Source organism: Brachybacterium halotolerans subsp. kimchii, from assembly GCF_020792675.1.
Lineage (GTDB): Bacteria > Actinomycetota > Actinomycetes > Actinomycetales > Dermabacteraceae > Brachybacterium > Brachybacterium halotolerans.
On record NZ_CP086254.1, the window covers coordinates 3,720,682 to 3,735,816 of the forward strand.

Annotated in this window: 13 protein-coding genes; 1 reads left to right on the top strand and 12 read right to left on the bottom strand. The window is 72.4% G+C overall.

Annotation, left to right across the window (positions count from 1 at the left end):
- Positions 1-36: 36 nt before the first annotated feature.
- From Bra3105_RS16650 to Bra3105_RS16665, 4 genes are all read right to left on the bottom strand, one after another.
- Complete coding sequence (locus tag Bra3105_RS16650; protein ID WP_228357801.1) at positions 37-870, bottom strand: ABC transporter ATP-binding protein; 834 nt, start codon at positions 868-870, stop codon at positions 37-39.
- Positions 867-3,158, bottom strand: coding sequence for a dipeptide/oligopeptide/nickel ABC transporter permease/ATP-binding protein (locus tag Bra3105_RS16655; RefSeq protein WP_228357803.1), 2,292 nt, complete (start codon positions 3,156-3,158; stop codon positions 867-869). The genes Bra3105_RS16650 and Bra3105_RS16655 overlap by 4 nt, the downstream gene beginning before the upstream one ends.
- A 1-nt stretch (position 3,159) precedes the next feature.
- Entirely contained in the window at positions 3,160-4,125 is a 966-nt protein-coding gene (locus tag Bra3105_RS16660) for an ABC transporter permease (protein WP_200501759.1), read from the bottom strand.
- 106 nt (positions 4,126-4,231) lie between these two features.
- Positions 4,232-5,845 carry an ABC transporter substrate-binding protein gene (locus Bra3105_RS16665; RefSeq protein WP_228357804.1) on the bottom strand — a complete coding sequence of 538 codons (1,614 nt, stop codon included), beginning with the start codon at positions 5,843-5,845 and terminating at the stop codon, positions 4,232-4,234.
- A gap of 266 nt (positions 5,846-6,111) precedes the next feature.
- On the opposite strand from Bra3105_RS16665, the gene Bra3105_RS16670 reads away from it, so the two are divergent.
- Entirely contained in the window at positions 6,112-6,804 is a 693-nt protein-coding gene (locus Bra3105_RS16670) for a FadR/GntR family transcriptional regulator (RefSeq protein WP_228357805.1), read from the top strand.
- Positions 6,805-6,902: 98 nt separating this feature from the next.
- Here Bra3105_RS16670 and Bra3105_RS16675 read toward each other — a convergent pair whose 3' ends face one another.
- The 8 genes from Bra3105_RS16675 to Bra3105_RS16710 form a co-directional block, all read right to left on the bottom strand.
- Positions 6,903-8,045: a baeRF2 domain-containing protein gene (locus tag Bra3105_RS16675; protein WP_228357806.1), complete on the bottom strand. Its 1,143-nt coding sequence runs from the start codon at positions 8,043-8,045 to the stop codon at positions 6,903-6,905.
- Positions 8,046-8,319: 274 nt separating this feature from the next.
- Positions 8,320-8,649, bottom strand: coding sequence for a plasmid stabilization protein (locus tag Bra3105_RS16680; RefSeq protein WP_200501755.1), 330 nt, complete (start codon positions 8,647-8,649; stop codon positions 8,320-8,322).
- Positions 8,650-8,753: 104 nt separating this feature from the next.
- Complete coding sequence (locus tag Bra3105_RS16685) at positions 8,754-9,200, bottom strand: hypothetical protein (protein WP_228357807.1); 447 nt, start codon at positions 9,198-9,200, stop codon at positions 8,754-8,756.
- A gap of 48 nt (positions 9,201-9,248) precedes the next feature.
- A complete protein-coding gene (locus Bra3105_RS16690) occupies positions 9,249-9,878 on the bottom strand; it encodes a mismatch-specific DNA-glycosylase (protein ID WP_228357808.1) in 630 nt (209 codons plus the stop codon).
- Positions 9,875-10,753, bottom strand: a complete 879-nt coding sequence (locus Bra3105_RS16695; protein ID WP_228357810.1) for a YwaF family protein — start codon at positions 10,751-10,753, stop codon at positions 9,875-9,877. The genes Bra3105_RS16690 and Bra3105_RS16695 overlap by 4 nt, the downstream gene beginning before the upstream one ends.
- An 82-nt stretch (positions 10,754-10,835) precedes the next feature.
- Entirely contained in the window at positions 10,836-12,971 is a 2,136-nt protein-coding gene (locus tag Bra3105_RS16700; RefSeq protein ID WP_228357815.1) for a PTS fructose transporter subunit IIABC, read from the bottom strand.
- 108 nt (positions 12,972-13,079) lie between these two features.
- A complete protein-coding gene (locus tag Bra3105_RS16705; protein ID WP_228357816.1) occupies positions 13,080-14,222 on the bottom strand; it encodes a 1-phosphofructokinase family hexose kinase in 1,143 nt (380 codons plus the stop codon).
- Positions 14,219-14,980 carry a DeoR/GlpR family DNA-binding transcription regulator gene (locus Bra3105_RS16710; RefSeq protein ID WP_228357817.1) on the bottom strand — a complete coding sequence of 254 codons (762 nt, stop codon included), beginning with the start codon at positions 14,978-14,980 and terminating at the stop codon, positions 14,219-14,221. The genes Bra3105_RS16705 and Bra3105_RS16710 overlap by 4 nt, the downstream gene beginning before the upstream one ends.
- Positions 14,981-15,135 lie beyond the last annotated feature (155 nt).

Here is a 15,135-nt window from a genome sequence, read left to right on the forward strand (position 1 = left end):
CGAGAAGTTCGTGTGCAGTTTCGATGATCCCTGTGCTCAGAGCAGCGTGGGAGCCGCGGCGAGCAGGGAGCGGGTGTAGGGGTCCTCGGCGTCGGCGAAGACCTGTGCGGCGGGGCCGTGCTCGACGGCGCGTCCGCGGTTCATCACCAGGATCTCGTCGGAGACGAAGCGGACCGTCGAGATGTCGTGGGAGATGAAGACGAGACCCAGGCCGAGCTCGGCCTTGAGGTCCATGAGCAGGTTGAGCACCTGGGCGCGGACCGAGACGTCCAGGGCGCTCGTGGGCTCGTCGGCCACGATCACGTCCGGTTCCAGGGTGAGGGCCCGCGCGATCGCGACGCGCTGGCGCTGGCCGCCGGAGATCTGGCGGGGGAGAACGTCGAGCGCGGAGACGGGCAGGCCGACCTGGTGGACGAGCTCGGTGACCCGATCGAGGCGCTCCTTCTCGGTGCCGATGCCGTGGACCCGCAGGGGGTCCATGAGCGCCTCGCGGACGACGAGTCGCGGATTGAGGGCCGTCGCCGGGTCCTGGAAGACGACCGAGATGGTGCGGCCGAGGTCCCTGCGGGCGGCGCGGGAGCGTCCCAGCGCCGAGCCGTGGAAGAGGACCTCGCCGCTGGTGACCTTCTGCAGTCCGGTCATCACGCGCGCCAGGGTCGACTTGCCCGAGCCGGATTCGCCGACGATGCCGAGCACCTGTCCGCGGTCCACGCCCAGGCTGATGCCGTCGACCGCGCGGATGGTGTCGGGGTGCAGGAGCGAGCCGGTGCGCAGGCGGTGCACCACGTGCACGTCGCGCAGCTCGATCACCGGGCCGTCGCTCCGGTCGTCGCGTGCGGCGCCTGTGGGGCGGGCATCCTGGGCGCTCATGAGCGGACTCCTCGGTCGTCGGTCTGCGATGCGGGGCGAGGGGACCCGCCGGTGGTCGGGGCCGTGCGCTGCGCGGACGGATCCGGGGCGCCGTCGAAGGACAGCGCGGCGGGGACCCGGTCGATCGTCGCCACCAGGTGCTCGCCGGCCCGGGGCCCGGCGGAGGCACCTGCGAGCTCGCGCTCCTCGATCGCGACGAGCCGCGGGCGCACGTCGGGGCGGGCCGACGGATCCTGCGAGCGCGGGGCGAAGCGGTCCCCGGTCGCGAACTCCCGCGGCGAGGGCACGGTCCCGGGCACCTGCAGCAGGCGCTCGGCACGGGCCTCGATCGAGAGCACGGAGCCCAGCAGGCCCCGCGTGTACTCGTGGCGGGGATCGGTGAGGATCTGGGCGGTGCTGCCCTGCTCCACGACCTGGCCCGCGTACATCACGGTGATCCGGTGGGCGAGCTGGGAGACCAGGGCGAGGTCGTGGCTGACGAAGACCATCGCGAAGCCCAGCTCCTCGCGCAGCCGCTCGAGCAGCTCCACGACCTGCCTCTGCATGGTCACGTCGAGTGCCGTCGTGGGCTCGTCGGCGATCACCAGGCGGGGGTCGCGGGTCAGCGCCATCGCGATCAGCACGCGCTGGCGCTGCCCGCCCGAGAGCTCATGCGGGTAGGAGGAGAGCGTGCGCGCGGGCTCGAGGCCCACGAGCTCGAGCAGCTCCTCCGCGCTGCGGGTGCCGCCGCGAGAGGTCAGCTGCTTCATCTGCGAGCGGATCAGCATCGAGGGGTTCAGCGAGCTGAGCGCGTCCTGGTAGATCATCGCGACGTCGTGGCCGCGCAGCGCGTTGAGCTGCTTCGATCCCAGGTCCAGGACGTTCCTCCCGTCCAGGAGCACCTCACCGCTCACCCGCGCCGTGCGGGGGAGCAGTCCCATGATCGCGAGGCTCGTGACGGACTTGCCGGACCCCGACTCGCCCACCAGTCCCATGGTCTCGCCGGGGCGCACCGAGAACGAGACGTCGTCGACGATGTCGACGTCGCCGTGCGCTTCGGGGAAGGCGACCCGCAGGTTGCGCACCTGGAGGATCGGGGCGCCGCTCGCGGGCTCGGGACGCTCGCCCCGCGCCTGCTCGGCCTCGCGGAGCCTGCGCAGCGAGTCGTGCAGGACCTGTCGGGCGGTGTCGGCGTCGGTCGCGCCGAGCACGTCCTCCGCAGGCACTGCGCCCTCGTCGACCGACGGCTCGGCCTCGGAGCGCTCGACGACTGCGCCTCCGGCCCGCTCCGACCCGGCCCGCTCCGCCCCGGCCCTCTCCGCCCCGGGCTGCTCGTCCGCGGCGGGGCGCGCGACGGCTCGGGCGTCCTCGACCACGGGGCTCTGCTCGGCCTCCTCCAGGATCTTCTCCTGCGCGCGCTCGTCGGCGTCGACGTCGACCGACGCCTTGATGCGGGGGCTCGCGAGGGTGTCGGTGAGGCCCTCGGAGAGGATGTTCAGGGCGAGGACGGTGAGCAGGATGGCGACGCCCGGGAAGAACGTCGGCCACCAGTAGCCCGCCAGGAGCACGGCCTTGCCCTCGCTCATGATGTTGCCCCAGGAGGGCGAGGGCGGCTGCACGCCCGCGTTGATGAACGAGAGCGAGGCCTCGAAGACGATCGCGTCGGCCACGAGCACGGTCGCGAAGACCATGATCGGCGCGAGGCAGTTGCGCGCCACGTGCTTGAACAGGATCCACGCCGTCGAGGCGCCCATGACCTGCGATGCCGCGACGTAGTCCTCGCCGAACTGGGCGAGCACGTTCGCGCGGACCACGCGCGCCAGCTGCGGCACGTACAGGAAGGCGATCGCGAAGATGATCACCGGCAGCGAGGTGCCGAAGACCGCCACGAAGACGGCCGCGAGCGCGATGCCGGGGAACGCCATGATCACGTCGAGGATGCGCATGACGACCTCGGAGGGCAGCTTCGCCGCGGTCGCGGCGAAGGATCCCAGGACGGCGGCGACCACGAGCGCTGCGGCCGTGGCGCACAGACCGATCAGCAGCGAGGAGCGGGCGCCGTGCAGCAGTCGCGAGAACACGTCGCGGCCCACGCTGTCGGTGCCCATCCAGTGCTCCGCGCTCGGTGGCTGCACGGGGGAGCCGGTCGCGAGCGGGTCGAAGGGGCTGATGACGGACGCGAGTGCGGCGGCCAGGATCAGCACGGCGAGGAAGCCCAGGGCGATCTTCGAGGGCAGGGGGAGGGAGCGCAGCGCGCCCGGGCGGGCGCCGCTGACGGAGGCGAGGCGGGAGCCGAGTCGTCGTCGCATGTCAGATGCTCCTGATCCGGGGGTTGACGAGCACGTAGAGCAGGTCCACGAGGATGTTCACGACGATGAAGGCGATCGCCACGGTGAGCGTCACGCCCTGGACGAGGAACACGTCGTTGCGCTTCACGCCGTCGAGGATGAGCTGGCCCATCGCCTGGATGTTGAAGATGATCTCGATGATCACCGCGCCGCCCATCAGATAGCCCACGCGCAGGCCGAGCACCGTGATCGGGGTGATGAGCGCGTTGCGCAGCACGTTGCGCGCGACCACGACCGGGTAGGGGACTCCCGCGCCGACCGCCGTGCGCACGTAGTCGCGGTCCAACTCCTCGACCATCGCCGTGCGCACTACGCGGGTGAGGGAGCCCGCGACCGGCACTCCCAGGGCGATGGCGGGGAGAGCCACGTTGTGGGACCAGGCGGCCGGGTCCGTGAGCGGACCGACCCACTGGCTGACCAGGGCGGGGAAGGCGCCCCAGCCGCCCGGGACCTCGCCGAGCCACTGGATCAGCAGGATCGCGAGCCAGAACGACGGCGTCGCGAGGGCGGCGACGGACAGCACGCGGATGAGCTGGTCGGGCCAGCGGTCGCGGAAGAGGGCGGCGAGCACGCCCAGGATCGCGGCCAGGACGATCGCGAAGGCGAGGCCCAGGAAGGTCAGCTGCAGCGTGATGGGGAAGGCCTTGGCGACCACGTCGGTGACGGGAGTGTTGCCACTCGTGGTGCCGAGGTCGCCGTGGAGCATGCCGCCGAGGAACCGCAGGTAGCGGATGACCAGCGGGTCGTTCAGCCCGTTCGCCTCGCGGTACTGGGCGAGGGCGGCGGGCGAGGCGGACTCGCCGAGTGCGAGGCGCGCCGGGTCCGACGGCGAGAACGACATCACGACGAACACCAGCAGGGTGACGCCGAGGATCATGAGCGGCAGCGAGACGAGTCGCCTGCCGATCAGACGGACGAGTGAGGACACGGATCCCTCCAGGCGGGCCGGGGGCGGACGGGCGGTGCGGGGCGGCGGGGGTCGGGCCGATGGACGGCGCCGCGGTGCGCGAGATGCTCGCGCACCGCGGCGGGCGTCACTGGGTGCTGCCGACCCCGACGAAGCTCAGGCCGGTCAGCGACGTGGGCTCGAAGCCGACGAGAGTGCTCGGGTCCCAGGCCGAGGGGGCGTTGCGGTGGAAGAGCGGGTAGAGCGGGACGTCGTCCGAGATGGCGTCGAAGGTCTGCTGCCACAGGGCCTTCTGCTTGTCCTCGTCGGTCTCCGACATGGCCTCCTTGAGCAGGTCGGTGACCTTCGTGTAACCCTCGGAGCCCTTCCAGTGCATGCGGGTGTCGGTCCAGGTGTCGGCGAAGTACCACCAGCGCATGAGCAGATCGGGGTCGTCTCCGAACACCGAGGGATCGCCGGGCGCGATCACCACGTCGTAGGCATCGGGCTTGCCGTCGATCGAGTTGTAGACGTCCGCGGACTGCTTCTCGGTGAACTCGACCTTCACACCGGCCGCCTCGAGGGACTGCTGGATGATCGGCGTGCACTGCTTGACCCAGTCGTGGTCCGTCGCCATCAGTCGGAAGCTCGTGAGGCCGGTCTCCTGGAACAGGGACTTCGCCTTGTCGAGGTCGAGCGAGTAGACCGTGGACGCCTCCTTGTAGTCCGGGTGGTCCTTCTGGACGAAGCAGGTGGCCGCCTCTGCCTGGCCGGACAGCCCGTCCTCGATGACCTTCTCCATGTCGATCGCGTACAGGAGCGCCTGACGGTTCTTGAGGTCGTGGAAGGGGTTGTCCTCGCTGTTGTTGAACATCGCGAACAGCAGCCCGAACCCGAGCGGGGACTCGACGGTCGCCGAGCCCTTGAGCTGGTCGATCGAGAGGTAGGGCACGGAGTCGATCGCCTGGGCGGTCTTGGACTGCATGGCGTTGGTGCGCGTGGAGGCGTCGGGGATGATCTGCCAGGTCATCTTCGCGGCCTTCGCGGGCTGGGGGCCGTTGTACTTCTCGAAGCGCTCGAACTCGACCTTCTTCGAGGCGGCCCCGTTGTCCGTCATGGAGTACGGGCCGGAGCCGACGGGCTTCGCGTCGAAGGCCTTGGGGTCCTTCTCGACCGCGGCCTCCGGCACGATCTTCACGACGCTCAGGCGCTCGGCGAGGATCGCGACGGGGTGGGCGAGGGTGAACGTCACCGTGGTGTCGTCCTTCTTCTCGACCTTCTCGATGAAGTCGATGAAGCTCGCGTACAGCGAGGCGTTGTCGGGGTCGAGCACGCGCTCGAAGGAGAAGACGACGTCATCGGGGGTCACCGCGCTGCCGTCGTGGAAGGTCGCGCCGTCGCGGAGGGCGACGTCGACGCTGGTGCCGTCGCTCGAGGGGATCTCGGAGGCGAGAGCGGCGTAGACCTTGCGGGTCACGGGGTGGAGCTCGGTGAGGCCCTCGAGCGTGTGCCAGTTGACGGCGACCGTGAGCGCGGCGCTCGTGGTCATGGGGTCGTAGCCGTTGGTGCCGAGCTCGTAGGAGATCGCGGCGGAGATGGCGCCGTCCTCCTTGGCCTGCGTCGCCGCGGCGCCGCCGGAGTCCGAGGAGGCGTCCTCGCCGTCGCGCGGAGCGCAGGCGGCGACGGCGCCGACGATGCCTGCGGCGGCGGTGAGGAGCCCTGCGTTCCTGAGCAGACTGCGGCGGGTGGTCTTCGTGGTCATGATCGGTGCGTCCCTTCGGGTGGGAGTGCTCGGCCGGACCGGATCGGTCCGAGGCCCAGGGCTCCGGGTGCGTGCAGACGGCTGCGTCCTCGCCTCCGGCGTCCCGCGCATCGAGCGGAATCTTTATCAGACGTCTGATGTCCGATGTTCTAGCGGTACTCTAGACCCCGATGCCAGTGGATCGACGCGGGTTACCGAACCGTGACCCGGATCGCATCATGGATGCAGGACCGCGATCGCGCGGTCCTCGTGAGGGAGGAGAGCGCATGCGCCGGAACGACGCGGGCGGGGACGTGGTGGCCCGGATCAAGGATCTGATCCTGCGCTCAGGGCTGCATCCGGGGGATCCGATGCCCACCGAGGCGCGGCTCGTCGAGGAGCTGGGCGTCGCGCGCTCCTCGGTGCGCGAGGCGATGCGCACCCTGTCGTCCCTGGACATCGTGGAGGTGCGCCACGGCCACGGAACGTTCGTGGGCAGGATGTCGCTCGCCCCGCTCGTGGACGGACTGCTCTTCCGCGCCCGCCTCAACGACGGCAACGACCTGCGCACCCTGCGCGAGGTCGTCCAGGCGCGGATCGCCCTGGACCTCTCGATCGGGCAGCGGCTCGTCGAGGCATGGCGCGACGAGGACCTCGCTCCCGCCCGTGCCGAGGTGGAGCGGATGCGGGCCGCGCACGCCGCCGGCCGCTCCTTCGCCGACGCGGACCAGGCGTTCCACGCGGCCGTGCTCTCGAAGCTCGGCAACGAGCTGATGATGCAGCTGGGCGATGCGTTCTGGCAGGTGCACACCTCGGCGCTCCCGCTTCTGGACGTGCCTCCCGCCACGGACATCCGCCTCACCATCGAGGCGCACGACGCGATCGTCGATGCCCTCGAGGCGGGCGACACGACGGCGTACGAGAAGGCGGTGCGCGCGCATTACAGCCCGCTCGAGCGGAACCTCACCGCCTCCGAGTGAGGTCCGCCCGACGGACTTGCATGAGTGCGCGGTCGACGCGACCAGCCGCGGTCGACGCGACCAGCCGCGGTCGCCGCGACCTGCCGCGATCGCGGCGCTCAGCTCGGGCTCGACCCCTCGTGCGCTCCTTCGCGCCGCGCATCGCCGCTCATGCTGCCGATGCTCGCCGCGGGGGTCGCCTCGTCGTGCCAGCGCAGGAGCGCGCCGATCCCGTCGACGAGGACGTCGGAGCCCGCGGTGTCCTCGCGCAGCGCGCTGATGCCGGCGTCGGTGCGGATGGCGCTGAGCAGCAGGCGCTCGACGTCCGGGCAGGGGCGTCCCGAGACCAGCAGCAGCTCGTCGACCTGGCCGCGATCGAGCACCTGGGCGACGTCGTCCGCGCTGGTGGCGGCGGCGCCGTCCCGGCCGCTGGCCTCACGGAACCGTGCGAGCAGGTCCTCCTCGTGGCGGGCGATGAAGTCCCGCGTCACGCGGACGACCTCCTCGCGGAAGGCGGGACGGTCCAGGCTCTTGCCGCGGGTGCCGCCGGGCACCTCGTACAGGCGCTCGAGGGCCTCCTGGCCGAGCTCCGCCTTCAGCAGTGCGCTCGAGCGCACGTCGCCGGTCAGCAGCACCATGTCGGGCCGCTGCTCGCGCACGATCCGCTCCACGGTGCGCGCGACCGCCTCGGCGTTGCGCTCCCAGGAGTCCTCGACACGGGCCTCCAGGTTGCTCGCGCGCCAGCCGTGCTGGGCCCCGCCGCCGAGGCTCGCCTTGTGCAGCTCGTCGTGGCCGCCGTCGACGCTCGCGTCCTCACCCAGGCCCTCGCCGTGCCTGCTCAGGGACGGGGCGTCGGGCGCGCGCAGGCGCAGATCGGCGCCGGCCCGATCCACCTCGATGAGGAGCTGGGTCACGGCGAACGGCGTGAGCTCGAGGAGGGGCAGCAGCTCGGGCTCGTCGCCGAAGTGCGCGGACTCGTGCAGCGGCGGCACGGGCAGCACGCGGTCGACGACGATCTCGTCGCCCGCGGCGATCACGGTGCGTCCGTGGCGCCCCCCGAGTGCCGACGGGGTCAGCAGGGTCTCGCCGATCCGGTCGAGCAGCGGGGCAGGGGCGCCGGCCGCGGCGAGCTGGTCGCGCAGACGGGCCCAGCGGGCCTCGATCTCGGTGACGGCCTGCGGATCGAGCCGCGTGGTGTCGAGGTGGACGGAGACGTAGGGACCCTCGTTCTCCAGTGCGGACCTGAGCCAGGGAAGCTTCACGTGTACCTCCTGCATCGGCGGTGACGGCGCCCGGAGCCTGACGGCTTCAGCGCCGTGCGGGTGCCGCCACCTTTCCACGGCGCGCAGGGTGCCGCAACCGGTTCCCGCGAACTGCGCGGGAGCGCGCCCCACGGCGCTGTGCGCTGGGATGTTGAGATGTCCGGATGTTCCGGAACGGCGGCGCGGCACCGCGGTGCGCGGCCGGCGCGGGACTCGGGGACGTGTCTGCGGGACATGTCTGCGGTCCCGGCGGTCCCGGCGGGTCGGGACCGCGTCAGTCGCGGTCCTCGACGGCGTCCTCGAGCTCGTCCTTGGTCATCGAGGACCTGCCCTCGACGCCCTGTCGCCGGGCGTCCTCGTAGAGCTGGTCGCGGGTGCGCCCCTGCGGACCCTCGTGGGAGTGCCTGCCGCCGCGCTCGGATGGGGACTCGTCCTCCGTCGAGGTCGTCGAGGACTCGTCCGCCTCGCCCTCCTGGGCGCGGGTCTTGTTGACCGTGCGGGCGGCGATCTCCTCCGCGGTCTCCTCGGAGCGGCCCTGCTCCCGGACGCTGTCCTTCACGTGCTGGTACTGGCGCTCGCGCTTCTCGCTCCATGCCTCGGGCATGACGGCCTCCTCGTCGGTGCGGATCGTCCGCGCCCGATCGCCCGACCGGGCGCGGACCACACTACGCCCGAGGATTCTGCGTGAGCGCCCTCGCGGCTTCCGCGTCAGCGCGCGGCCGGCGTCCCGCGGCGCTCGGAGCGGGACGCCCCGCTCTTGCGCATGCTCAGGGTGAACAGGGCGATCACGGCGACGAGGATCAGCAGGCCCACGACCACGTGCAGCCAGACCACGCCCATCTCCGCGATGCCGATCTGGATGAGGGCGAGCACGGCGACGGAGATCGCGTGCATCATCAGCCCCTTGTTGCCGCTGCGGCGCGACCACAGCACGGCGCAGACCGCGGCGGCGAGGGTGTCGAGGAAGAGCACGTAGCCGAGCGTCTGGTGGAGCGGGAACACGCCACCGATGCTGCCCAGGATCCCCAGGCCCAGCAGGGTCTGCACGATCGCGATCAGAGCGCTGCTGCCGGCGGTCAGGCGCAGGGCGTTCAGCACGGGATCGGTGGGTGCGGACGGCGCAGGGGCGGAGGGCGAGGACGCGTTATTCGACATGGTGTCAGCATAACTGCGGCGAGCGTCCTGCGGACCGCCCGTGCACGCTCAGCGGGTGCTGTCCCACACCTCGCGCCAGTCACGGGCGAGGGTGTCGATGTTGGCGTGGGCGTTGAGCCCGCTCGGCTGCGGCACCACCCACAGCAGCGAGTCCTCGGGCCAGTCCTCGACGTCGGCCGGATCCTGCAGTCCCAGCTTCGCCCGGGGCAGGCGGAAGGCGGTGCGGTAGGCGGTGATGCCCGCGATCGCGACGGAGCGCGGTCGCATCTCGCGCACCCGTTCGACGAGCCGTCGCCCGCCCTCGTGCAGCTCCTCGCGCGCGAGCTGGTCGGCGCGGACCGTGGCGCGGCCGACGAGGTTCGTCAGGCCGATGCCTCGGCCGAGCAGCTGCTGCTCGTCCTCCTCGGTGAGTCCCGCGGCGCAGTCGACCTGGTGGTCGGTGAGGCCAGCGCGGTGCAGGGACGGCCAGAACCTGTTCCCGGGGCGCGCGAACGGGGCGTTGACCGCGGCGGTCCAGAGCCCGGGGTTGATGCCGACGATGAGCATGCGCGGCGGCAACGGGTCGCCCGGGCCGGGCAGGATGTCGTCGACGCCGTGAGGGTCCGTGGTGGAGACCTGCGCGAGATCGTCCTTGGTGGGACGTCGGCCTCCGAGTGGCGAGGGGCGGCGGGAAGTCATCCTGGCACTGTATCGATCCGAGGCGGATCGCCCGGATCGGACGACGGCTCGTCCGTCGGGACGTCGTCGGCCCGCAGCCCGTCGGCCCGCAGCCCGTCGGCCCGGATCCCGACGGAATGGGCCTCGACTGCTCGGACCCTGCCGGCCTCGACCGGGTCCGACAGTCCCGCCCGGCGGCCCAGCAGCGCCCAGGGCAGGGTCATGAGGGCCCAGACCACCGCGATCGCGATCGCCTCGACGAGGAGGTACGAGGGCCACGGGCCCATCACGTCCAGCAGGCTCGGTCCCGCGGGCGCGTGGCTCAGGTACCCGTAGTTCGCGCCGGTCAGCGCATTGCCGATCATCGCGATCAGCGCCCACAGCACGGCCGCCCCGTAGGCGAAGCCGAATCCTCGCCAGGTGGGGCGCATGCGCAGGCCCCACACCAGGACCACGGGGATCAGCACTCCCGCGCCGTGGGCGATCCAGTATTCGGCGAACTCGAGAGGCGGCCACACGAAATAGTTGACGTCCGGTGTGAGCACGGACTGCATGTTCAGGGTAAGGCCCCAGTAGTAGGTGATGACCACGAGCCGCCGCGCGCGGGTGATCAGGGCGAGCGGCCCGATGAAGCGCAGCACGTCGGAGAGGTGCAGGGGGAGCGACTCGTCGATGTCCCACGCCCATGGCATGAAGCCCCACAGCGTCCACAGGATCGAGTTGGCCAGCAGCGCCCAGCCGAGGATCCGCAGCCGGCGCTCGACGACGGGTGCGTCACCGCGGCGCACGACGATCGCTGCGAGGACGCAGAGCACCGCGATGACCGCGAGCATCGTGAGGTGCTGGGCGCCGTAAGGCGTCATGTGCCCCAGCAGGGGCGCGTCCGCGCTGTCCACACCCGCAGGGTAGACCGGCGCGGACGCGGGGCAGTGGATGCCGTGGGCGGCGCCGCCTCAGGCGGCTGCGGGCGCCCCGGCCTCAGGCGGCCGCGGCCTCGCGGCGCACGCGCCGGGCGTGCTGCTCCTTCAGCACGGTGACCAGGGCCGCCGCGAGGAGCGTGCCGATCACGATCGCGAGCACGTACCCCCACACCGGGCTGATCGCGAAGAACACGAAGATGCCGCCGTGGGGAGCCTGGGAGCCCACTCCGAACGCCATGGAGAGCGCGCCGGTGACCGCACCGCCGGCCATCATCGAGGGGATGACGCGCAGCGGGTCGGCCGCGGCGAAGGGGATCGCGCCCTCGGAGATGAAGGAGGCTCCCAGAAGCCAGGCCGTGGTGCCGTTCTCGCGCTCCACCTGCGTGTACAGCGAGCGCCGCACCGCCGTGGACAGCGCCATCGCCAGCGGCGGCACCATCCCGGCGGCCATCACCGCGGCCATGATGTGGAAGGACGCCTCGGTCCCCTGGGAGAGCCCCGCGGTCGCGAACAGGTAGGCCGCCTTGTTGATGGGGCCGCCCAGGTCCACGCACATCATCAGCCCCAGGATCACGCCCAGCAGGATCGCGGAGGTGCCGCTCATGCCGGTCAGCGCGTTCTGCAGGGCCTCCATCACCCAGGCCAGCGGGCGACCGAGCACGAGCAGCATCGCTCCGGCGACGATCCCCGAGGTCACCAGTGGGATGATCACCACGGGCATCAGCCCGGCGAGCCAGCGCGGCGGGCGCAGCGAGGCGAGGCCCAGGGCGATGAGCCCGGCGAGCAGGCCCGTCACCAGTCCGCCCAGGAAGCCCGCGCCGACCGTCACCGAGATCGCCCCGCCGATGAAGCCGGGGGCGATGCCGGGGCGTCCGGCGAGGCCGAAGGCGATGAAGCCCGAGAGCGCCGCGACCAGGAAGCCCATTCCGGCGCTGCCGATCGCGAAGGCGACGGCGCCCAGGTACAGCAGCAGCCCGGCGCGCGAGGTCATCTCCTGTCCGCTCGCGCCGTCGTAGCTCAGGTGCCCCGGCAGGTTCGTCAGCGAGTTCCCGGTCGCGACGTCCTGCGCGACGTAGGAGACGTCGAACCCGCCCAGCAGGAAGCCGAGGGCCATCAGCAGGCCGCCCGCGGCGACGAACGGGATCATGTACGACACGCCCGTCATCACGGCGGCCTGGATCCGCTTGGGCCAGGAGACCGCGGCGGCGGAGCTCGCCCCGGCACCGCCCGAGCCGCTCGAGGCCTCCGCGCCCCCGTCGTCGGCCCCGGCGGGGACCTTCCGTGCGCGGGGATCGCGGGCGGCCGCGACGGCCTCGTCGACCATCTCGGAGCCGTGGGAGATCGCGCGCTTGACCGGGTGCTCGATGACCGGCATCCCGGCGAAGCGCTCGCGTCCCGAGATGTTGACGTCGGCCGCGACGATGAGCGCGGAGGCCTCCGCGATCTGCTCGGAGGTGAACGGCGTGATGCCGCCCGAGCCCTGCGTCTCCACGTGCAGGCGCACGCCCTTCTCCGCGGCGGCCGTCTCGAGGGACTCGGCGGCCATGTAGGTGTGGGCGATGCCGGTCGGGCACGAGGTGATCGCGAGCAGCACGGGGGAGTCCTCGGCAGCCGCGGACGGGTTCGGGGAGGCGGCGCGCTCCGGCGCGTCGGCCGCCGTCCCGTCCGAGGGCGCGGATGAGGGCGCGGGCGCGGGTGCGGAGTCTCCGGCCGACGACGACGCTGCGGATGCGGGCTCGGGTTCGGGCTCGATCACCCCCATCACCAGGTCGGCGGCCTCCTGGGACGTCGCGGCGGAGCGCAGCGAGGCGAGGAACTCCGGGCGCACCAGGGCGCGCGAGAGCTGTGCGAGCAGCCGGAGGTGCTGGTCGTCGGTCCCGGCGGGCGCCGAGATGCCGATCACGAGATCGGCCGGCCCGTCGGCGGATCCGAAGTCGACCGGCTCGGTGAGCCGCAGCAGGCCGAGCGCGGCCTCGTGGACGGCCTCCGTGCGGCAGTGGGGGATCGCGAAGCCGCCGGGCATGCCGGTCGCGAAGGACTCCTCGCGGGCCAGCAGCCCGGCCTCGAGACCGTCGCGGTCCGAGCGTCCGGTCGCGGCGATCAGGTCGGCCATCTGGCCGATCACCGCGGACTTGTCTCCCGCGGGCTCGACGTCCAGGTGGACGAGGTCCGCGGTCATGAGGGGTTCTGACATGGCCAGCTCCTTCTTCGGAGGGCCCGGCATCGCGCCGGGCGGGGGTCATCGGTCGTCGGCGGTGGGCCGACGTGACGTCGGGACGGGTGTCCGGTGGCGTCGTGCGGATCAGAGGGCCCGCACGGCATCGGGCCGGGCGACGACCTGATCCGGGCGGGGGATGGTGGTGCCGGGCAGGGCGACGGCGGCGCTGCCGTAGGCGACGGCGCGGGCGAGCGCCGTGGGGGCGTCCTCCCCGCGGCTGCGGGCGAGCAGGAACCCGGCGGTCGCGCAGTCTCCCGCGCCCACCGTGGAGACCACGCGGGTGGGGCCCGCGGGGCAGAACCAGGTGCCCTGGGAGCTCGCGAGCAGGGCGCCCGCACCGCCGAGGGTCACCAGGACTTCCCTGACGCCCTGTGCGCGCAGGTCCTGGGCGGCCTCGCCCACGGGGCCCAGCTCGGCGGCGTCCAGATCCGTGCCCGCGCCCTCGAGGGCGTCGAGGGCGGCGGCATCCAGGCCCGTGAGCTGCGCGAGCTCGAGCGCATTGGGCTTGAGCAGGTCCGGGGCGCACGTCGGGTCCTCGCCCCAGGCGGCGGCGAGTGCGCGCAGCGGGCCGTCGGAGGTATCGACGCCCGCCCATGCCCCGTGCTCGTGCAGCGCCCGGACCATCCGCGCGTACCAGTCCTCCGGGAAGCCGGGCGCGAGGGACCCCGAGAGCATCACCGTGTGCGCGAGCGACCGCTCGCCGGTGGGCGCGCTCTGGCCGCGCGGACCACGGGGTGCGCCATCGCCGATCCCGGTGAGCAGGGCGGACTCGAGGGCCTCCAGCTCGGTGGGGGAGATGCGGGCGCCCGGTTCGTTGAGCTTCGTGGTGACGGTGCCGGAGGTGGTGCCGAGCGCGTCGGGGCTCTCCGCGGACCAGGCGCCATCGGCGCCGCGGGCGGTGCCTGTGGTGCCCGTGCTGCCGGTGGTCCCCGTCTCCTCGAGCGGTGAGAGCACCGTGAGATTGGTGCGCACGGCGCCGTCGACGGGGGAGGTGCGCAGCGGTGCGTCGGCGGCCTCGAGAAGTGCCCGATAGGGGTCATCGGCCCCGACCGGCACGAGCGCCTCGACCTCGGCGCCGGCGAGGTGCAGGGCGCGGGCGACGTTCACGCCCTTGCCCCCGACCTGCGTGGACTCCCGGACGATGCGGTGCACGCCGCCCGCGGAGAGCGGAGAACCCAGGAGGACCGTGCGGTCCAGCGAGGGGTTCGCGGTGAGCGTGCGGATCATGCGACCACCACCTCGGTGCCGGCGTCCTCGAGCACGGAGCGCAGTGCCTCCGGCAGGTCGGAATCGGTGACCAGGGCGTCGATGTCGCCCGTGCGGGCGAAGGCGACGAGCTGGCGGACCTGTGCCTTCGAGGAGTCCGCCAGCAGCACGCGCAGGCCCGCGCGCTCGACGATGGCGCTCTTCACAGCGCCCTCCTCGGGATCGGGGGTGAACAGCTCCGCGCCGTCGAAGCCGTTGCATCCCAGGAACGCGACCTCGGGGCGCAGCCGCGCGAGAGCGGAGACGGTCTCCGCGCCGACGCCCGCACCGGTGCCGGGACGCAGACGCCCGGGGAGCACGTGGACGGGCGGACCCGCGAGCCCCAGCGCCGCCTGCGCGACGTCGAGCGCGTGGGTGAGCACGGGCCCGGTGCGCTCGGCGAGATGGGGGACCAGCGAGAGGGTCGTGGTGCCGGCGTCCAGCAGTACGGAGGCCTCGGGATCCGTGGGGAGCAGCGCTCGCGCCGCATCGGCGATCCGTCGCTTGGCCTGGGTGTTCGTGGTCCGACGGGTATCGAGGTCCGGCTCCGCGTCGCGGGTGCGGCGGGCGATGGCGCCGCCGTGCACGCGAGCCAGCAGGCCTCGCCGCTCGAGGTCGTCGAGGTCGCGCCTCACGGTCTCGGTGGTCACGTCGAAGCGCTCGGCGAGGTCCGAGACCGTCACGCGGCCGGACTGCTCGAGCGCGTCGAGGGCCTGGCGCTGTCGCTCCTGGGCGTACATCACATCACCTGCGTCGTCGGAGGGCGGGACACCGGGAGCTCGGGACTGCTCCTGGAGGTGAGCCACACACTAGAACATGAACCCAAGGAAAACAACATTGAAGTGTGTGGGTTGCTGTGGTGGGCGCGCAGTCGCCGCCCTCGGCCCTTCCGGCG